The organism is Streptomyces sp. V1I1, from assembly GCF_030817355.1.
Lineage (GTDB): Bacteria > Actinomycetota > Actinomycetes > Streptomycetales > Streptomycetaceae > Streptomyces.
The window spans coordinates 1,123,943-1,143,089 of sequence record NZ_JAUSZH010000001.1 but is presented as its reverse complement, the minus strand read 5'-3'; the positions used below and the strand labels follow the sequence as shown (position 1 = coordinate 1,143,089).

The following is a 19,147-nucleotide window of genomic DNA, read 5'->3' as shown; positions in this document are numbered from 1 at the left end:
TCAGCCGGTCGCGTTCTCCACGTTCTTCTTCGCGGTCGACCAGGCCTTGTCGGGCGAGGTGCCCTTGCGCTCCACCTCGCTCAGCGCGTTGGTGATCTGGTCGGCCACGCTCTTGTCGTGGACGCCGAGCACCTGGACCGGCGCGGCCTTGGCGGCGTCACCGAAGATCTGGCCGATCGGGGCGTCGGAGAAGTACGGGTCCTTGGCCGCCGCGACCTTGGCGATGGCGCCGGTCGAGGAGGGGAAGTTGCCCTGCTTGGTGAAGAGCTTGGCCTGCTGCTCCGGGGCGGTGAGCCACTGGATCAGCTCGTACGCCTCCTTCTTGTGCTTGGCCGCCCGCGGGATCGAGAGATACGAGCCGCCCCAGTTGCCGGCGCCTTCGGGCAGCTTGGCGATGTCCCACTTGCCCTTGCCCGCGTCACCGGCCTGGCCCTTGATGTAGCCGAGCATCCAGGCGGGGCAGGGCATGGTGGCGAAGGAGCCGGCCGAGAACGCCTGGTTCCACTGCGGCGACCACTGGTCGAGCTTGGCGCTCAGACCTGACTGCGCCGCCTCGGTGGAGGCGTCCCAGGCAGCCTTGATCGCCGGGTTGTCCTCGTAGATCAGCTTTCCGGAGGCGTCGTAGTACCGCTCCTTCTGCTGGCCGACCATGATCGCGTAGAGGCTGCCGACGCTGTCCACCCAGGCGCTCTTGGCCGGGGCCTTCTTCTTGTACTCCTTACCGAGCGCCAGATAGCCGTCCCAGGTGGACCACTTGGCGGCCAGCTGAGCGCGGTCGGTGGGCAGACCGGCCTGCTTGAAGAGGTCGGTGCGGTAGCACATGGCCTCCGGGCCGACATCCGTGCCCAGGCCCAGGATCTGGCCGTCCTTGCCGGTGGCCGCCGACCACTTGGCCTCGGCGAACTGGTCCTTGAGCTTGTCGGCGCCGTACTTCTTCAGGTCCTCGAACTTGTCGGCCTGCTGCTGGGTGACGGCGGCGATCCGGCCCACCTCGATTCCCTGCACATCAGCGAGGCCACCACCGCCGGCGAGGCGGGTCTGCAGCGACTTCCAGTAGTCCTGCTCGTCCTCGGTGTCGCTCTGCTTGATCTTGATGTTCGGGTGGAGCTTCTCGTACTCCGCGTAGAGCCCGGCCTCCTTGTAGCCGAAGGATCCGAAGAGGTCGACGGTGAGCGTGACCTTGCCGCCCGCACTGTCGGATGCGCCGTCCGACGATCCGGATCCACAGGCGGCGAGCAGTGCCCCGGCGAGCGCGACCGCACCCAGGCGGACGGTGGCCCTTTTGGCGGCTCGGGCGATGGGCATGAGAAGCCTCCCTTGGCTTCGGTGGAGCGAGACCGCCCGATTGAGAGCGCTCTCAAAGATGCGTCTGGAGAGTGCCCCGGAGGTACTCGTCCCGTCAAGTCCCGAAGGCGTAACGGCTTGGACTCGGCCTGAACTGCCGCCTGTGTCTCAACTATTGACACCTCTGTTTCAGGAGTTTTACGTTCCTTGGACATCTGAGAGCGCTCTCGGCCGCCCCATCCCGTGATGACTTCGAGGTGCCGTCCATGCCAGCCACCCGCACCAGACCAGCTGCCGCGCTGGTCCTGGTCTCAGCCCTGGCCGCCTTCGGCCTGGGCCCGGCCGCCACTCCGGCGGCGGCCGCCACCGTCCCCGTAGGCTCTGGCAGCTACTCCGACACCCGCCCCGCAGGGACGTCGGGCCCGACCACCAACACCGGCGCGCCGGTCACTCCCAAGGTCACCCCCGCCGCGAAGGACAAGCCCGTCCCCACCAACGACTGGTGGTCGTCCCTCGCCTTCCAGCGGTACGGCGACAACCCGTACTCCACCCCCATGTACGGCCACCCGCTCACCTACCAGGCCACGGCCGGCGGACTCGAAGTCGGCTACCCCACAACGCCTGCGGTCGTCGGCGAGGGCCGCCAGTACGAGTACGCCCACAAGCGCGACCTCACCCTCGGCCTCACGGGTCTCAACTCACCGGACACCAAGGCCGACGACTGGTCCGACTGGACGGTGACCCCCTACTGGTCGGACGGCGCACGCACACTGCGCACCACCATCGGCCATGGCCTGCCGTTCGTATACGCCAAGGGCTCCGGCGGCAACGCCGAGATCACCACTGCCGCCGCGCCCGCCGTCTTCGCCGACCAGGGCAATGTCCTCGGTATCACCGTCGCTGGCCACCACTACGCCCTCTTCGCGCCCAGTGGCAGCGACTGGACGGTCTCCGGCTCGACCATCACCGCGGGCCTCGGCGCCAAGGACTACTTCTCGCTCGCCGTACTGCCCTCCGCCGACGCGCTTGCGACGTACAAGAAGTACGCGTACAGCTTCGTCACCGGCTCCAAGGCGACCTGGAGTTACGCCGGCGGCACCGTGCAGACCACCTACAGCCTGACCACCGAGGCCAAGGAGGGCACCGAACGCGGCACGCTCCAGGCCCTCTACCGCCATCAGTGGCTGCACAGCACCGACCCGCTCACCGCCTACACGTACGTCTCACCGCGCGGCACCATGAAGGTCCGCGAGGCGGCCTCCTTCACCACCAGCCAGAAGGCGTCCGCGGTGCTGCCCGGGCTGCCGAAGTCGAACGGCGTCGACCAGGCCCGGCTCAAGGGCTATCTCGACCAGGTCGCGAACGACCCGGACCCCTTCAAGGGCTACACGGACACCTACTGGACCGGGAAGGTGCTGGGGCAGCTCGCCCAACTGGTGCCCGCTGCCGACCAGATCGGCGAGACGGCCACCCGCGACAAGCTTCTCGGTCTGATCAAGGGCCGTCTGCAGGACTGGTTCACGGCGGGGGGCGCGAACGAGTTCTCGTACGACAAGGCATGGAAGACGCTCACCGGCTACCCCGCCTCGTACGGCAGCGACACCGAACTCAACGACCACCACTTCCACTACAGCTACTACGTCTACGCGGCCGCCGTCGTCGCCCAGTACGACCAGGCCTGGGCCGCCGACTCCGCCTGGGGCGGCATGGTCAAGACCCTGGTACGGGACGCGGCCAACTCCAGCCGCACCGACACCGCCTTCCCCTTCCTGCGCGGCTTCGACGTGTACGCGGGTCACAGCTGGGCCTCCGGGCACCAGGGATTCGCCGCGGGCAACAACCAGGAGTCGTCGTCGGAGTCCACCAACCTCAGCGCGGGCCTCGTGCTGTGGGGCTCGGCGACCGGCGACACCGCGCTGCGCGACCTCGGGACGTATCTGCTGACCACCGAGTCGGAGGCGATTGCCCAGTACTGGTTCGACGCCGACGAGCAGGTCTTCCCGTCCTCCTTCGGCCATGACACGGCCGGCATGGTCTGGGGCAGCGGCGCGGCGTACGCCACCTGGTGGACCGCCAACCCGGAGGAGATCCACGGCATCAACGTCCTTCCGGTAACGGGTGGTTCACTCCACCTGGGCGGGGAGAAGGCCGCGATCCGGCGCAACATCGCCGAGATGGAACGGGAGAACGGTGGCCCGGCCGTCGAATGGCGCGACATCCTCTGGGAGTTCCAGTCGCTCGCTGACCCGGCGGCGGCGAAGGCCAAGTGGGACGCGGGCAACGCGGGCTACACCCCCGAACAGGGCGAGTCCAAGGCGCACACCTACCACTGGATCAGCACGCTCGACGCGCTCGGCGCCCCCGACGCGACGGTGACCGGGGACATTCCGAGCTCCGCGGTCTTCACCAAGGGGACGGTACGGACCTACGCCGCGCACAACTACGGCGCCACGGCCCGTACGGTGGCCTTCTCCGACGGAAAGACGCTCACCGTCCCGGCGCGCTCGACGGCGACCGGCACGGGGACCGGGGGAGGCGACCCGGACCCGGATCCTGATCCGGAGCCGCCCACGGGCAACACCTTCCAGCTCCGTACGGGAGGGGTGCTCACCACCGCTTCGGGCGGTACGGCGGGCAGTGACACGATCGCCTCGGCGGCCGGTGGCAACTACGACGGCACCCCGCACCAGCCCCTCGTCTACGAGATCAGACACGTCAACGGCACACCCACCCCGGGCGCCGCGACCGCGTTCCGCCTTCAGCTGGACGCGGGCACCACCGTCGGCCTCGGCCAGCAGGCCCGTATCAGCTACGACTTCACGGGCGACGGCACCTTCGACCGGACCGAGACCTACCACTACTTCGCGACCGACCCGGTGGCGGGCTGGGAGGAGTACGCACAGTCACGCGGCCTGAAGGCGTCGACCGGAACCGTCGGCGATCTCAAGGGCGGCACCGTACGACTGGAGGTGTGGAGCGCCATCGGCAATGGCACCGCGAAGCTCCAGACCGGCACGGACAAGTCGGTGGTCGTGATCCCCTTCAGCTGATCCCCTTCAGCTGACCCCCTTCGGCTGACCCCCTTCGGCTGACCGCGCGGTGTGCGGCGGGCAGCGGCCTCTCAGGCCGAGGCCCGTCGCACCAGCGTGGTCGGAGTGATCACGGAGGCGGGAGCGCCGGCCCCGGGCTCGCCCTCGTTCAGTACGCGCATCAGCAGCCGGACCATCAACCGGCCCATCCCCTCGATGTCCTGACGGACCGTCGTCAGCGCCGGATCGGTCGTCTCCACCACCGACGCCATGTCGTCGAAGCCGACCAGCGCCACGTCCTGCGGCACCCGCCGCCCCCGCTCGCGCAGCGTCCGCAGCGCTCCCGACGCCATCAGGTCGTTGGCGGCGAACACGGCGTCCAGTTCCGGGCGGCGGTCCAGCAGTTCGGCCATCGCGCGGGCGCCGCTGTCCGCCGTGAAGTCGCCCTGGCAGACGAGCTCCGGGTCGGCGTCCAGCAGGACGTCGCGGTAGCCGTCGATCCGGTCCTGCGCGGAGGTCTGGTCGCGGGGGCCGGCGATGTGCGCGATGTGCCGGCGGCCCAGGGAGACCAGATGACGTACGGCTTCCCGGGCGCCGCCGCGGTTGTCGCAGTCGACATAGGGGACGGCGAGCTCGGAGGCGGCGCCGGGCCAGCCCGGACGGCCGCCGAAGACGGTGGGCACCTGCACCCGGCGGATTATGGCGGGCAGTTCGTCGTCGTTGTGCAGTGAGAAGGCCAGTGCGCCGTCGACATGGCCGCCGCCGAGATAGCGGGCGATCCGGTCGTAGTCGCCGGGCCCCTCCACCCACAGCAGCACCAGCTGGGAGTCGTATGCCGTCAGCTCGCGGCTGATGCCGCGCACCTGCTGCTCGAAGAAGGGGTCCGAGAAGATCCGGAACTCCGGCTCGGCGATGATCACGGCGACCGCGCCGTTGCGCCGGGTGACGAGGGTGCGGGCCGCGTGATTCGGTACGTATCCGAGCTCCTCGACCGCCTGGCGCACCTTGTCGACCAGCGGGGGGCGAACCCCAGCGCCGCCGTTGACGACCCGCGATGCCGTGGCCCGGGAGACGCCGGCGCGGGCGGCGACGGCTTCCAGGGTGGGGCGGGACCCCGTGGTCTGCTCGGGCAAGGCGGGCGCTCCTCGTCGGCTTCAGTCAGCTGCGTCGGACGACAGCGGGGGAGAACGCTGCCGGGTACAGGATATCCGGTCCCGGCGATCTTCTGAGAGCGCTCCCACCCCGGCCGACCAGGAGCCTGCCCATGTCCACCAGCGGCCTGCCCGGGCCGCCCGGAGCCGTCCCGGTACCGGGGAGCGCCGCCGTCCTCCCGGCCGGGGACGGCGGCGCCTCGCGACTACGCCTCGCGACTGCGGCTCAGTGGTGGTCGTGCTCGTGAATCGTGTTCGTGGCGGCGATCTTCTTCCACGACTTCGGCTGGGCGTGCTTGCCGTCGGCCTCAGCGATCCGGGCACCCGCCGCGGCCGGAGCGCCAGGCTTGGACGGCTGGTAGAGCCAGGTGTCGAACAGACCGGCCAGCGGCTTGCCGGAGACCTTCTCGGCGTACTTCACAAAGTCGCCGACCTTGGCGTTGCCGTAGGCGTGCTCGGTCGGCCAGCCCTTGAGGATCGCGAAGAAGTCCTTGTCGCCGACCTCGCCCCGCAGCGCCTGGAGCGCCAGCGCGCCCCGGTCGTAGATGGCGATGTCGAACTGCTTGTCCGGGCCCGGGTCACCGGGCTTGACCGTCCAGAAGGCGTCATCGGCCGGGTGCTGGGCATAGACCCAGTCCGCGAGCTCCTGCGCGGTGCCCTCGCCCTCCTTCTCCGACCAGAGCCACTGGCTGTAGCGGGCAAAGCCTTCGTTGACCCAGATGTCCTTCCAGCCGTCGACGGAGACACTGTCGCCGTACCACTGGTGGGCCAGCTCATGGACGACCACGGAAACATTCGCGCCGTTGGCGAACTGCCGCGGGCTGTAGAACGGACGGGTCTGCGTCTCCAGCGCGTAGCCGCTCGTCACATTGGGGACGTAGCCGCCGAGAGCATTGAAGGGGTACGGGCCGAAGACCCCGGTCAGCCACTCGGCGACCTCACCGGTCCGCTCGACGCTCGCCCGCGCCGCCCCCGCGTTGTCGCCGAGGTCCTTGCTGTACGCATTGAGGATCGGCGGCCCGTCGGCCGTCTTGTCGGTGGTGATGTCGAACTTCCCGACGGCGAGCGTGGCGAGATACGACGCCTGCGGCTTGTTGGAGCGCCAGTTGTAACGCGTCCAGCCCAGCCTCGAACTCTGTGACTGCAGGACACCGTTGCTGATCGCCTGGGTCCCGTCGGGCACCAGGACCGAGATGTCGTAGGTCGCCTTGTCCAGCGGGTGGTCGTTGCTCGGGAACCACCACACGGCCGAGTCCGGCTCCTGGGCGGCGACTCCGCCGTCCGGAGTACGGAGCCAGGCCGTGAACCCGCCGATGTTCAGCTCGGAGGGCTTGCCCGCGTAGCGGACGACCACTGGGACGGGCTTGCCCTTCTCCAGCGGCGCGGTCGGAGTGATGACCAGTTCCTGGTCACCCTCCTTCTTGAACTGCGCCTTCTTGTTGTTGACCCGCACCTCGCTGACGTCAAGACCGAAGTCGAGGTTGAAACGGCTCAGGTTCTGCGTGGCGGTGGCCAGGATCGTCGCCGTGCCCTCGAGCAGATCCGTGGCGGGCTGGTACTTCAGCCTCAGGTCGTAGTGAGATACGTCGTATCCGCCGTTTCCGCTGGCCGGGTAGTAGGTGTCGCCAATGCCCGGGGCGCCCGGCGCGGAGTCGGCGGCCGATGCCGGGATCGCCAGCAGCAGTGAGGCCGCGATCGCGCTCGGGACGATAAGTCTGCGGTGCACGGATGCTCCAAGTCGTAGGAATTGGTGATCTCTTGAACCCTATTCAGACCCGGCGCCCGCAGTCATGAGCGCCGTTCGGCCTTTCACGTGATCGCCATTCGGCCGACATGCGGCTGCGGCCCTCACCGATCGGGCCCATCGGTACCGCGCGGGCCGCGGGGTGTTCCGCTCAAGGGGCGTCCTTGAATACACCCGCTCAGACGGCTCATCAACGGTGCGGACGCAGGACGGCTCGGAAGTTCTCTCCGCCGTACAGGGGTGGGCCCCTTGCCGAGGCGCCGTCCTTGGGTTCAACGACGGCCGAGGCTCCGATAGGCCCATCCGGCTTCGCGCCAGGTGTCGGGGTTGAGGGTGCCGCGTCCATCGATGATCAGGGGCTTAGTGGGGCGGTGGGCAAGGCGGTGCGGGTCGATGTGACCGAACTCGGCCCATTCGGTCAGGTGCAGCAGAAGGTCGGTGTCCTGGACGGCGGCGATAGGGTCCTCGATGTAGTCGAGTTCGGGGTGGAGTTTGCGGGCGTTGTCGAGGGCCTTGGGGTCGGTGACGGTGACGGTGGCGCCGAGCTCGTGGAGTTTGTGGGCGACGGCGAGGGCGGGCGAGTCGCGGATGTCGTCGGTGTTCGGTTTGAAGGCGGCGCCCCAGATGGTGATCCGCTTGCCCATGAGATTGCCGTCGAGCTGTTCGCGGGCGAGGTCGACCATGGCCTCGCGGCGGCGGTGGTTGACCGCGTCGGCCTCCCGGAGGATGCCGGTGGCTGTCTCGGCGCCGAGCACTACCGCCTGGGCGATGAAGCCGCGGATGTCCTTGGGCAGGCAGCCGCCGCCGAAGCCAAGACCCGGCCGCATCCCGCGGCGCCCGATGCGGAGGTCGTGGCCGAGGATCTCGGCGAGCTGGTGGACGTCGGCGTCGGACTTCTCGCAGATCTCGGCCATCGCGTTGATGAAGGAGATCTTGGTGGCGAGGAAGGAGTTCGCGGCTCCCTTGGCGAGTTCGGCCGTCGCCCAGTCGGTGACGATCGTCGGGGTCCCGGACTCGATGATCTTCGCGAAGCACTGCCGCAGCATGACCTCGGCCCAGGTCTGCTCCTTCTGGAAGCCGAGAACGAGCCGGTCGGGGTGGAGGGTGTCCTCGATGGCGAGCGATTCGCGCAGGAAATCTGGGTTCCAGGCGACCTCGACCTGGTCGCCGGCCGGGGCGAACTCCCGCAGGATCTCGGCGACGCGAGGTGCGGTGCCGACCGGGACGGTCGACTTGACCGCGATCACCGCCGGACCGGTCAGACGAGGGGCGAGTTGTCGGACCGCGGAATGGAGGTGAGTGAGGTCGTAGATGTCCATGCCGGGCGTCTGCGGGGTGCCGACCCCGATGAAGTGCAAGTCGGCGAAGTGGGCGGCCTCCGCGTAGGAGGCGGTGAACTTCAGCCGGCCCGAGGCGGTGTGCTTGGCCAGCAGCTCGTCCAGGTCGCGCTCGAAGAACGGGGCCTTGCCGGAGTTGAGGACGCTGACCTTGTCCATGTCGGAGTCCATGCCGAGGACTTCGTGGCCGAGTTCGGCCATGCAGGCAGCGTGGGTGGCGCCGAGGTAGCCGCAGCCGACGACGGTGAGCTTCACGAGCGTGTCCTTCCAGATGGGGCCGCCGCCCGGCGGCCCCATCCCGGGAAGGGCTCAGGCGGGCCGGGCGGCCAGATAGAGGTGGATCCCGTCCCGGATGAACGGCGGGATCGTGAGGACGTCGAGGTGTTCGGGGGCAAAGAACTGGAGCTTGACGCCCTCGGCCAGCGGCAGCGTGGTCTCGTCGCCGTCCCAGTCGGCGGCGAAGAAGCTGATCAGCTGGCCGGAGCCGTGTTCGTCGCGGAGCTCGAAGAGCTCGGTGAGATTCCTGGGGACGAGTCCCGCTTCCTCGTAGAGCTCGCGGACAACCGTCTCGGTAGGGCTCTCCCCCTCGTCGGCGCCGCCCCCGAGCAAGCTCCAGTGGGCGGGCCAGGCGATATTGGGCAGGTCGTCCCGCAGGTGCAGGAGAAGTTCGCCGCGCCGGTTGGTGATGATGGCGACCGCGCCGCGGGCGGTGGCCGGGCGCTCGGGACGGGTGGTGGCAGAGTGCATCCCGTCACCGTAGTAAGGGAGTTGAGGATCATGCGGCAGCCCTCACCGACTGGTGTGAAAACCAGGCGGCTGCCAGCAGGGCCTGCATCCTCGTCCGGTCGAACCGGCCGCCAGGCTTGAGGCCGTCCGTCAGCAGCGGCCGCAGCGCGGCCGGGGCCTCGGCGAGCGCGGTGCGGATCTGGGCGTCTGCCCAGGTCGCGAGGGGGCCGTTGAGCCAGGTGGGGACAGGGGAGGAGAAGCCGAGCTTGTCGCGGCTTCCCCAGACCTCGCGGGGCAGGCCGAGGGCCTTCGCGGCATCCCGCAGGATCCGCTTGCCCGACGCCGGATCGGCGATCTTGTGCTCGACCGGGAGTCGGTAGGACAGCTCCACCAGTTCACGCGCTAGGTAGGGGGACCGGCGCTCCAATGCGTGGGCGGAGGCGAGCTTGTCGCTCGTCATCACCAACGGCCGCCAGGCCGTTGCCAGATCGGCCAGGGTCAGCCCCCTAGCCAGGTCGCCGCCAGCCCGTTCCATGGCGTCGGCGACCAAGGCCCTGAGCCGCATCTCGGGGTCCGGTCCGCGCAGGATGAGCCGGGTGACCGACTCGCCAGGCTCCAACTGCTGGCCCGCGGTGTGCAGGAGCTTGGCGGCAAGCGGCCGGTAGGCGTCCAGGCCCGCCTTGAGGACGGCGTCAGGACCGAACAGGACCAGGGCATGGCGGACGTAGCCCATTAGGAATTCGTCCGGACCGAGCCCACCGACCACCACCTTCAGGCCGAGGTCGGAGACCTTCCGGTAAGCCATGTGCTCGGAGAACGTGGACGCGTTGCCCATCGGGTAGTCCAGCGCGGACATCATGTGCGGCAGGATCTTGGTGAAGTCGATGTGATCCGGCTCGACCACCACGAGCTCGGCCCCGATGTCCCGCGCGATCCGGGCCGCGACATCCGACTCGTCCAGGCGGTCCTGGCCCGGGTAGGAGACGGTGACGCAGACCGGGGGCCGCATCAGATAGGCCAGAACCGAGGAGTCCAGGCCGCCGGACAGCAGTAGGGCGAAGTCGCAGCCAGGGGCCCGAAGCGGGACCTGCTCGGCCAGCACGACCGAGAAGGCGGCCAGGGCCTGGCGGTAGTCGCCCCCAAACGGCAGCCGGTTCTCCAGACGCCACCAGATGGTCTGTTGCAGCGAGGCGGTCACGACGTCGAAGGTCAGTAACGTCGCCGGGGCCAGCAGTTGGATGCCCTGAAACGGGGTGTCGACGCCGACCGGGGTCTCGATCGCCAACATCTCCGGGCGGACGATCAGCGGTGCCGAACCGTAGCCGATCAAGGAGGTGACCTCGGAGGCGAACGCGAGCCGGCCGCCGTCCAGGCGCCAGTAGAGAGGCTTCTCCCCCAGCCGGTCGCGGGCCAGGAACAGCTTGCCGACGCGGGGGTCATAGACCGCGAGGGCGAACATGCCGTCCAGCCCGTCCAGGCAGGACGGTCCGAGCTTCGTCCAGGCCTTGAGGACGAGGTGGGCGTCGGTCTCTTTCTCAGCGAGCTCGATGCCCCAGGCTGTGGCCCGCTGACGGTAGTTGTAGATCTCTCCGTTGAAGGCCAGCAGCACCCCCGAGGGGCGGTCGAGGTAGGGGCCGGGGTGGGCCAGCGGGTCCACGATCAGCAGCGTGTTCATGGCCAGCACCGCCCACCCGTCGCTGGATGCGGCGTGCATGGTGCCGTCCGGTCCGCGGTAGTGCTGGGCGATGCCCATGGCCTTCACCGTCATCTGGTGCCAGTGGGCGTCCGGTCCGGCCAGTCCTGCGATTCCGCACATCTGGTTCACCCCCGAGAGTGAGTGGTGCCTGTCGGCGGCCACCGCCGGAAGGAGCCTCGTCCAGTTCCGGCGGTGGCCTGGGCCCTCATCACAGCGGTCGGGAACAAGATCGGGGAGGGCTCGCAGGGGGGCTCACAACTCGCGTGCGCGGTTCACTGTGGGCCCGCAGGCAATACCCTCGGTGACCCAACACGCGTATCGCGTATGACTCTTCGTGCCCAGCGGGGGTTCGCGTACGACTGAAAATCTTCAGTCCGCCCGCGTACCACTTTCTGTAGCCAGTCGAGTCGACCTCGTACGCAACACTCCAGTACTGGTCAAGGGGGACGTCGTGGCATCGACAGTCCGTCGGACCCGTCCGCCCAATACGGACCTGGCCCGGCTCATCGAAGACTCTGGTGCGAGCCACAAGTCCCTGGCTCTGCGCGTCAACCAGCTCGCCCACCAGGCCGGGATAGAGACGGACTACTCGCATACCTCCGTGGCGAACTGGTGTCGGCGCGGGATGACCCCGAAGCTCCCGGTGCCCCTGCTGCTGGCCCAAGCTCTTGGGGAACGGCTGGGGCGGCCAGTCAATCTCGCGGAAATCGGTATGGGCGAGGCGGAGACAATCGATGCTTCGGTGGGGTTGGATTTCTCGCGAGATCCCGCCGACGCCGTCCGCGTCGCCACTTCGTTCTGGAGCTCCGTGAACCGCCGCGACTTCCTCAAGGACACCGGGTCCGGCTTCGCCGTGTCCGCGTTCACCGTCCCCGTCACCCGCTGGCTCGTCAGCCCCGCCGATGAGACCGCCAACCACCAGGGCGGCCAGCAAGTCGGCCGCTCGGACCTGGACGAGCTGCGCGAGGCAGCCGACCACGCCCGTCACTGGGACTCGAAGTATGGCGGCGGGAACTGGAAGTCCAGTTCCGTCACCGACTGTCTTGAGCACAGGGCGGCCCCGCTCCTGCAGGGCACTTTCTCCGACGATGTCGGCAGTGAACTCTTCAGCGTGACGGCCGAGTTGTCGCGGCTGGCGGGGTGGACGGCGTTCGACGTCGGGCAGCACAACGCCGCCCAGCGGCACTTCATCCAGGCTCTCCGCCTGGCCCGCGCGGGCGGAGATGTGCAGCTGGGCTGCTATGTCCTGACCACGATGGCCATGCAGTCCCTGATGCGGGGCTTCGCGTCCCAGGCCGTGGACATGGCCCAGGGCGCCTTCGAACGCGCCAAGGGCCAGGCGGCGCCCAGGGTGCTGGCGTTCACCAAACTGATCGAGGCCCGCGCTCACGCCCGCGAGAACGACCCCAGGTCCGCCTCACGGGCCCTCGCAGCCTCCGAGGATCTGCTGGGCCAGGCCAAGACCGACAACGGCGACGAGCCCGGATGGATCGACTTCTATCACCACGCCCGCCTGTCGGCGGACGCCGCTGAGGTCTTCCGCGACCTGAAGAATCCCAAGGCCACTCTCGCCTGGAACAAGCAGGCTGCCGCCATGCCGACCGGGGTGTTCACCCGCTCCGTCGGGATGCGGCTCGCGATCGTGGGGACCGCCCATCTGCAGGCCCGCGACCTCGACCACGGCCTCGAACTCGGCAATCGCAGCGTCGACATCCTCGTCCGCGTCCAGTCCACCCGCGCGAAGGACTACGTCCGCGAGTTCAACGCGGCACTGGCCCCCTGGCGGCGCGAGCCAGCCGTCCGCGAGTTCATCCACCGCACCCGCGCCGAACTCGGCGTCGTCGCCTAACAGAATGAGGCGCAACTACGCCGCAGTAAATTCCCGACTTTGTGATGAAAGTAGCCAGCCGTTCATCTTGCTCGTGCAGGCCGAGATACTCGCTGCTTCCGCCGCACTTGCCCGCGGCGGGTTCGACCCCGGCATGCACGAGATCAGTCCGACCGATCGCGCCGTCATCGCCGCGACCTGGCTCGACTATTTCAATCGGTGAGGAGCCCCCCGTGTCCATCACGCCCGACCATATCCGCGCGACCCTCGCCAATTACCTCGACGCCCACCCCGACGAGAAATGGCGGCTCGCAGCCATCCCGGAACTCCTCGACGCCGAGGCCAACCTCAGTAGCCGTAAGGAGTTCCGAGGCCATGTCACCGCCGGAGCGATCCTCGCCGACCCCGCTGGGCGCATCCTCCACGTCAAGCACCGCGCCCTGAACCGCTGGCTGCTGCCCGGCGGACACCTCGAAGGGGGCGACACCAGCCTCCTCGCCGCCGCCCAGCGCGAGTTGACCGAGGAAACCGGCATCCCGGCCTCGGTCGTCATCCCAGCCCGAGACCGACCGATTCACGTCGACGCCCACCACATCCCCGCCAACCCCGCCAAGGGCGAACCCGACCACCGGCACTTCGACTTCCGGTTCCTCCTCCGCACCTCGGCCGAGATCGTCGAGCTGCAAACCGAAGAAGTCACCGCCGCGGCCTGGCGATTCGCCGACACCATCGCGGACGAGATCTTGCGCAGCCGCGTCATGCAGGCGCTGCGCTGACGAGAGTGGCGGTCGCGTCGCATCCGCCGAGATCGATTGGGGCAGCCGAATGCCCTCTGTTGCACAGGAGTTGACCGGAGTACCTTCCGCCCATGCCGACACACGCGCGGGGCGCCCGCTTGACGTGCAGATCGCTGGTGGCGGCGGCCTCGGCCGCCCTGATGGCCATGACCCTGGCCCCGACAGGCGCACACAGCGCGCCCGTACGGGAGAGCAGACCCGTCTACTCGTACGAGAACGCCATCCGTGAGTCCATATGGGTGGACACCCGGCTCGACGGCGACGGAGACGGGCGGACCGATCGCGTCGCCGTCGACATCGTCCGGCCGCGTGAGCCCGCGCAGCAGGGCCGGAAGATTCCCGTGATCATGGACGCCAGTCCGTACTACTCCTGCTGCGGACGCGGCAACGAGAGCCAGAAGAAGACATACGACGCGAATGGCAACCCCGTCCAGTTTCCGCTCTACTACGACAACTTCTTTGTCCCGCGCGGGTACGCCTTCGTCGCGGTCGACCTGGCGGGCACCAACCGCTCCGACGGCTGCGTCGACGTCGGCGGCCGCTCGGACATCCAGTCCGCCAAGGCCGTCGTCGACTGGCTGAACGGCCGCGGCCGCGGCTACACCACCCGCACCGGCGGCGAGCGTGCCCGGGCCGGCTGGAGCACCGGCAGCACCGGCATGATCGGCAAGAGTTACGACGGCACGATCGCCAACGGCGTGGCCGCCACCGGAGTCGAGGGGCTCAAGACGATCGTCCCGATCGGCGCCATCTCCTCCTGGTACGACTACTACTTCGCCAAGGGCGCCCCGCTCTACAACTCGGGCCCCGACTGGCTCTCCAACTATGTCGAGAGCCCCGACGCCCGCGCCCGCTGCCAGGCCGTCCAGCAGCGGCTGGTCGACGAGGCGCCCCGCAGCGGTGATCTGACCCGGCTGTGGAGCGAGCGCGACTACGTTGCCGACGCGGACAATGTCGAGGCCAGCGTCTTCGCCGTGCACGGAATGCAGGACCTCAACGTCCGCTCCAAGCACTTCGGCCAGTGGTGGGACGCCCTTGCCGACGAGGGCGTGGAGCGCAAGGTCTGGCTCTCGCAGACCGGGCACGTCGACCCGTTCGACTTCCGCCGCGCCGAGTGGGTCAGCACCCTGCACCGCTGGTTCGACCACTACCTTCTCGGCTACGACAACGGCATCGACCGCGAGCCGATGGCCGACATCGAGCGCGCACCCGACCGGTGGTCCACCGACCGCGTCTGGCCGCCCCGGTCCACCGACACCACCAGCCTCCGCCCGGACAAGGGTGCGGCGGCGGGCGTCGGCACGCTGAGTCTGCAGCCCGCACGCCCCGGCGCGACCGAGACCTTCACCGACGACCCGACGCTCGACGAGACCGACTGGGCCGCCCAGATCGACCGGTCGACCTCCTCCAAGGCCGGGTTCATCACCAAGCCCCTCGGCCGTGACCTTCGGCTGTCCGGCTCCTCCAGGGTGACCATCACCGCCACGCCGTCCACCACCAGCGCCCATCTCTCCGCGGTCCTCGTCGACCTCGGCCCCGACACGATCCGCGACTACGCGGCAGCCGGCGAAGGCATCACCACCCTTGCCGAACGCAGCTGCTGGGGCGCGAGCACCCCGGGCGACAGCCCCTGCTTCAAGGCGACCAAGGCCCGCACGGCAGCCGTCGACTACACGGTCTTCAGCCGCGGGTGGGCGGACCTCGGCAACCACGCCTCCGACGCGAAGGGCCGCCCGCTGACCCCCGGCACGGCGTACACCATCACTCTCGATCTGCACGCAAGTGACCATGTCGTCCCGGCCGGGCACCGGCTCGCCCTGATCGTCGGCGGCACGGACAGGGACCTCATCGACCCGCCCGCGAGCACTCCGGCGCTCACCCTCGATCTGGCCCGTACATCGGCGAAGCTGCCGATCGTCGGCGGCCCCGCCGCCTTTGTGCGCGCCACCGCGGGGTCCACCGCGTCCGTCACCCCGCGCGGAGCCCGGCTCAGCGGTGTGGCCGAGCCGCGTCCCATCCGCCCGATCCCGGGAGGCGACAGCCGATGACGTCCCGTATCCGCACCCTGGCACTGACGGTCACGGCGGCAGCGCTTGCCGTGCCGCTGGTCACGGCGCCGGCCGAGGCGGCGCACAGCCTGCCCCGTACCGGCTTCGAGACCAGCCAAGGCGCGCGCTGGACCAGCCAGCCCGAGGAGCAGGCTTTCCTCGCCGCCGTCGACCGCGGCAGCGACCGGGTCTCGGTCGGCCGGATCGGCACCACGAAGCAGGGCCGGCCGCTCCAGCTCGTACACATCGGCGCTCAGCACGCCGCGAACACCGTCCTGCTGATCTGCACTCAGCACGGCGACGAGCCCTCGGGCCGCGACGCCTGTCTGACCACGATCCGCGATCTCGCGTACGCCAGGGACGGCGAAACCCGCCGGCTGCTGTCCCGTACGAGAATCCTCGTCGTCCCCACGGCCAACCCGGACGGGCGGGCGGCGGACACCCGCGGCAACTCCGACGGGGTCGACATCAACCGCGACCACATCGCCCTGAAGACCGCCGAGGCGCGGGCGCTGGCCGCCGTCATCCGGGACCAGCGCCCGGACATCGTCTACGACTTGCACGAGTACGGCGCCACCCCGCCGTACTACGACAAGGACCTCTTCGACCTCTGGCCGCGCAACCTCAACACCGACGCCAAGGTTCACCAGGAGTCGCAGACCCTCTCCGAGCACTACGTCCGCCCGGCCGCGCACGACAGCGGCTTCAGCACCGGCACCTACGGCATATGGACCGACCCGGTCACCGGCGACCCCGTCAAGCAGGTGGCGGGCGACGGCCAGGAGCGCATCCTGCGCAATGCCTCGGGCGTCAAGAACGCCCTGGGCCTGCTGATCGAGAGCCGCGTCGACCCCCTCACGGAGGAGGAGAAGGCCGACCCCGCGCTGAACAACCGTCGCCGGGTCGACAGTCAACTGACCGCCGTGGACGGTCTGTTGGTCTTCGTCGACGAACGGCGCGGCCGGATCGAGGTGGCGACCGGAGCCGCGAGGCTGGCCGGTTTCAAGGACCGCGGTCCGGTCTATCTGGGCGGCGCCGACAACGACCCGGCGACGGCGGAGGAGACCCTGGAGGATCCGCCCTGCGGCTACCGCCTCGACGCGGCGCAGTACGCGGACGTGCGGGACGAACTGGCGCTGCACGGCGTCGCGTCGAGGCCGGAGGGGGACGGGGCGTTCGTACCGCTGCGCCAGTCCCAGCGCGAACTGATCCCGCTGCTTCTCGATTCCCGTGCGGCATACCACCTCACAGCGGGGCAACCGGTCACCGCCTGTTGAGGAGGGTGGCGTGCATCACTTGTGGTAGGGGGTAGCGGAGGAGTGAAAGCAGGTCCAAACCTTGAAAGGTGCCACTCGTGTCGCACGACGAACAGCAACCGGGAAGCCGGGGAGAGCGGCCGGTGACGGCGGCTCTCCCCGGCCATCCTCAGGAGACCGAGCGCGCCAGGACAGACCGGGTGGTCTTCGGCGTCACTGCCATCCTCACCCTCGCCTTCGTGGTGTGGGGCGCCGTCGCCACCGACACCCTCGAGAGCGTCTCCAGCAAGATGCTGAGCGGGCTGATCCACAACGGCGGTTGGGCGTTCGTGCTCGCCGCCTCCGGCTTTGTGGTCTTCGCCCTCTGGCTCGCCATCAGCCGCTACGGCAAGATCCCGCTCGGGCAGGATGGCGAGGGCCCGGAGTTCCGGACGGTGTCCTGGGTCGCCATGATGTTCAGCGCGGGCATGGGCATCGGCCTGATGTTCTACGGAGTGAGCGAGCCGCTCGCCCATTTCATCAAGCCGCCGCCCGGCACCGCCCCCGCCGACTCGGCGCAAGCCATGCAGACGGCCATGGCCACCACGCTCTTCCACTGGACCCTGCACCCCTGGGCGATCTATGCCGTCGTAGGACTCGCCATCGCCTACAGCACCTTCCGCCGCCGCAGGCGACAGACCGTCAGCGCGGTCTTCGTGCCGCTCATCGGCAAGAAGAACGCCTACGGCGCACCCGGCCGGGTCATCGACATCCTCGCGATCTTCGCGACGCTCTTCGGCTCCGCGGCCTCGCTCGGCCTCGGCACCCTGCAGATCGGCAGTGGCGTCCAGGAGCTGGGCTGGATGGACAAGGTCAGCACCGGTCTGCTCGTCGGCATCATCGCGGTGCTGACCGTTGCCTTCGTCGCGTCCGCGGTCTCCGGCGTCGAGAAGGGCATCCAGTGGCTGTCCAACACCAATATGGTGCTGGCGCTGCTGCTCGTCGTCTTCGTCTTCGTCGCGGGGCCGACGATCATCGTCCTCGATCTGCTGCCGACGTCGATCTTCTCCTACTTGGGCGATCTGCCACAGCTCGCCGGCCGCACCGAGGCCACCGGCGGCGAGGGCGTCGCCGACTGGCTGGGCAGCTGGACGGTCTTCTACTGGGCCTGGTGGATCTCCTGGACGCCGTTCGTCGGAATGTTCATTGCCAGGATCAGCCGGGGGCGCACGATCCGTCAGTTCGTCGGCGGGGTCATCCTGGTGCCGAGCACCGTCAGCCTGGTGTGGTTCGCGGTCTTCGGCGGTACGGCGATGAAGCTGCAGGAGCGCAAGCAGCTAGGCGACGAGACGACGCCGGAGGGCCAGCTCTTCGCGGTGCTGCAGCAGTATCCGATCCCCACGGCGATGAGCCTGCTGGTGATGATCCTGGTCGGCATCTTCTTCGTGTCTGGCGCGGACGCCGCGTCCATCGTGATGGGGACGCTGTCGCAGAAGGGCTCGTTCGAACCGTCCAAACTCGTGGTCGTCTTCTGGGGCGTGGTGACAGGTGCCGTCGCGGCGATCATGCTGCTCATCGGGAACGGAAAGGGCGACGCACTGGCGGGACTGCAGAATCTGACGATCCTGGTGGCCGCGCCGTTCGTGATCGTCATGGTGGGCATGTGCGTGGCGCTGATGCGCGATCTGCGCCACGACCCGCTGATCGTGCGCGGCGAGATCGGGGTCGAGGCCGTGGAGTTGGCGGTGATCGCGGGTCACAAGAAGTACGACGGCGACTTCGAGATCCGGATCGGGCCGCCGGGCGCGGGCCCCGACGACCAGCGCAACCCGGTCGAGACCCCGTGATCACGTCGGCTAGGGTTACCGACTGGTATTGATCAAGTCTCTCAACGAGGCTGCACAGCCGTGCACTTGGAACGTGGTGCACGGGAAGGAAGAGGAACCATGCGTCGTACGACCACACTCGCCATCACCGCCGCCCTGGCCGGCGGTCTGCTGTTCACCGCCGCCCCCGCGTAGGCCGCCTCCACGGCGGATGTCCGCGCCGGCGGCATCGTGATCTGTGAGATCAACAAGATGCGCCACCAGGTCGATGAGCTCAAGTCGAAGGCGGCGAAGCTTGACCGGCTCGGCGCGCACGACGAGGCCAAGAAGGCGCGTGCGCAGGCCGCCGCGATCCAGCGCAAGATCAAGAACTGCCAGGACGCCGAGAACAACGCCTGACCCGGTCTCCGCCCCGGCCCCCGCATCCTCGGGAGCCGGGGCGGAGC

Annotated in this window: 14 protein-coding genes; 8 read left to right on the top strand and 6 right to left on the bottom strand. The window is 68.9% G+C overall.

Features of this window, described 5'->3' with window-relative positions:
- A complete protein-coding gene (locus tag QFZ67_RS05645; RefSeq protein ID WP_307659982.1) occupies positions 1–1,305 on the bottom strand; it encodes an ABC transporter substrate-binding protein in 1,305 nt (434 codons plus the stop codon).
- Positions 1,306–1,550: 245 nt separating this feature from the next.
- Between QFZ67_RS05645 and QFZ67_RS05640 the strand changes: the two genes are divergently transcribed.
- Positions 1,551–4,334, top strand: a complete 2,784-nt coding sequence (locus QFZ67_RS05640) for a glycosyl hydrolase (protein WP_307659981.1) — start codon at positions 1,551–1,553, stop codon at positions 4,332–4,334.
- A gap of 71 nt (positions 4,335–4,405) precedes the next feature.
- Here QFZ67_RS05640 and QFZ67_RS05635 read toward each other — a convergent pair whose 3' ends face one another.
- The 5 genes from QFZ67_RS05635 to QFZ67_RS05615 all read right to left on the bottom strand — a co-directional run bounded on the left by QFZ67_RS05635 (position 4,406) and on the right by QFZ67_RS05615 (position 11,087).
- Entirely contained in the window at positions 4,406–5,446 is a 1,041-nt protein-coding gene (locus tag QFZ67_RS05635) for a LacI family DNA-binding transcriptional regulator (protein WP_307659980.1), read from the bottom strand.
- A 244-nt stretch (positions 5,447–5,690) separates the two neighbouring features.
- Complete coding sequence (locus QFZ67_RS05630; protein WP_307659979.1) at positions 5,691–7,190, bottom strand: M1 family metallopeptidase; 1,500 nt, start codon at positions 7,188–7,190, stop codon at positions 5,691–5,693.
- Between the two features lie 290 nt (positions 7,191–7,480).
- Entirely contained in the window at positions 7,481–8,800 is a 1,320-nt protein-coding gene (locus QFZ67_RS05625) for a UDP-glucose/GDP-mannose dehydrogenase family protein (RefSeq protein WP_307659978.1), read from the bottom strand.
- Between the two features lie 54 nt (positions 8,801–8,854).
- On the bottom strand, positions 8,855–9,292 hold the full coding sequence (locus QFZ67_RS05620) for an NUDIX domain-containing protein (RefSeq protein ID WP_307659977.1): 438 nt from the start codon (positions 9,290–9,292) through the stop codon (positions 8,855–8,857).
- A 28-nt stretch (positions 9,293–9,320) separates the two neighbouring features.
- The gene (locus tag QFZ67_RS05615; RefSeq protein ID WP_307659976.1) at positions 9,321–11,087 is read right to left on the bottom strand and encodes an asparagine synthetase B; all 1,767 of its coding nucleotides are present in this window, start codon (positions 11,085–11,087) and stop codon (positions 9,321–9,323) included.
- Positions 11,088–11,418: 331 nt separating this feature from the next.
- On the opposite strand from QFZ67_RS05615, the gene QFZ67_RS05610 reads away from it, so the two are divergent.
- The 7 genes from QFZ67_RS05610 to QFZ67_RS05580 all read left to right on the top strand — a co-directional run bounded on the left by QFZ67_RS05610 (position 11,419) and on the right by QFZ67_RS05580 (position 19,100).
- Positions 11,419–12,816, top strand: a complete 1,398-nt coding sequence (locus tag QFZ67_RS05610) for a sporulation protein (protein ID WP_307659975.1) — start codon at positions 11,419–11,421, stop codon at positions 12,814–12,816.
- A gap of 4 nt (positions 12,817–12,820) precedes the next feature.
- Entirely contained in the window at positions 12,821–13,018 is a 198-nt protein-coding gene (locus QFZ67_RS05605; RefSeq protein WP_373429949.1) for a hypothetical protein, read from the top strand.
- A gap of 10 nt (positions 13,019–13,028) precedes the next feature.
- Positions 13,029–13,571, top strand: a complete 543-nt coding sequence (locus tag QFZ67_RS05600) for an NUDIX hydrolase (protein ID WP_307659974.1) — start codon at positions 13,029–13,031, stop codon at positions 13,569–13,571.
- A gap of 92 nt (positions 13,572–13,663) precedes the next feature.
- Positions 13,664–15,640, top strand: coding sequence for a Xaa-Pro dipeptidyl-peptidase (locus QFZ67_RS05595; protein WP_307659973.1), 1,977 nt, complete (start codon positions 13,664–13,666; stop codon positions 15,638–15,640).
- Positions 15,637–16,917, top strand: coding sequence for a M14 family metallocarboxypeptidase (locus QFZ67_RS05590; RefSeq protein ID WP_307659972.1), 1,281 nt, complete (start codon positions 15,637–15,639; stop codon positions 16,915–16,917). The genes QFZ67_RS05595 and QFZ67_RS05590 overlap by 4 nt, the downstream gene beginning before the upstream one ends.
- A 122-nt stretch (positions 16,918–17,039) precedes the next feature.
- A complete protein-coding gene (locus QFZ67_RS05585; RefSeq protein WP_307665734.1) occupies positions 17,040–18,722 on the top strand; it encodes a BCCT family transporter in 1,683 nt (560 codons plus the stop codon).
- 210 nt (positions 18,723–18,932) lie between these two features.
- The gene (locus QFZ67_RS05580; protein ID WP_307659971.1) at positions 18,933–19,100 is read left to right on the top strand and encodes a hypothetical protein; all 168 of its coding nucleotides are present in this window, start codon (positions 18,933–18,935) and stop codon (positions 19,098–19,100) included.
- Positions 19,101–19,147 lie beyond the last annotated feature (47 nt).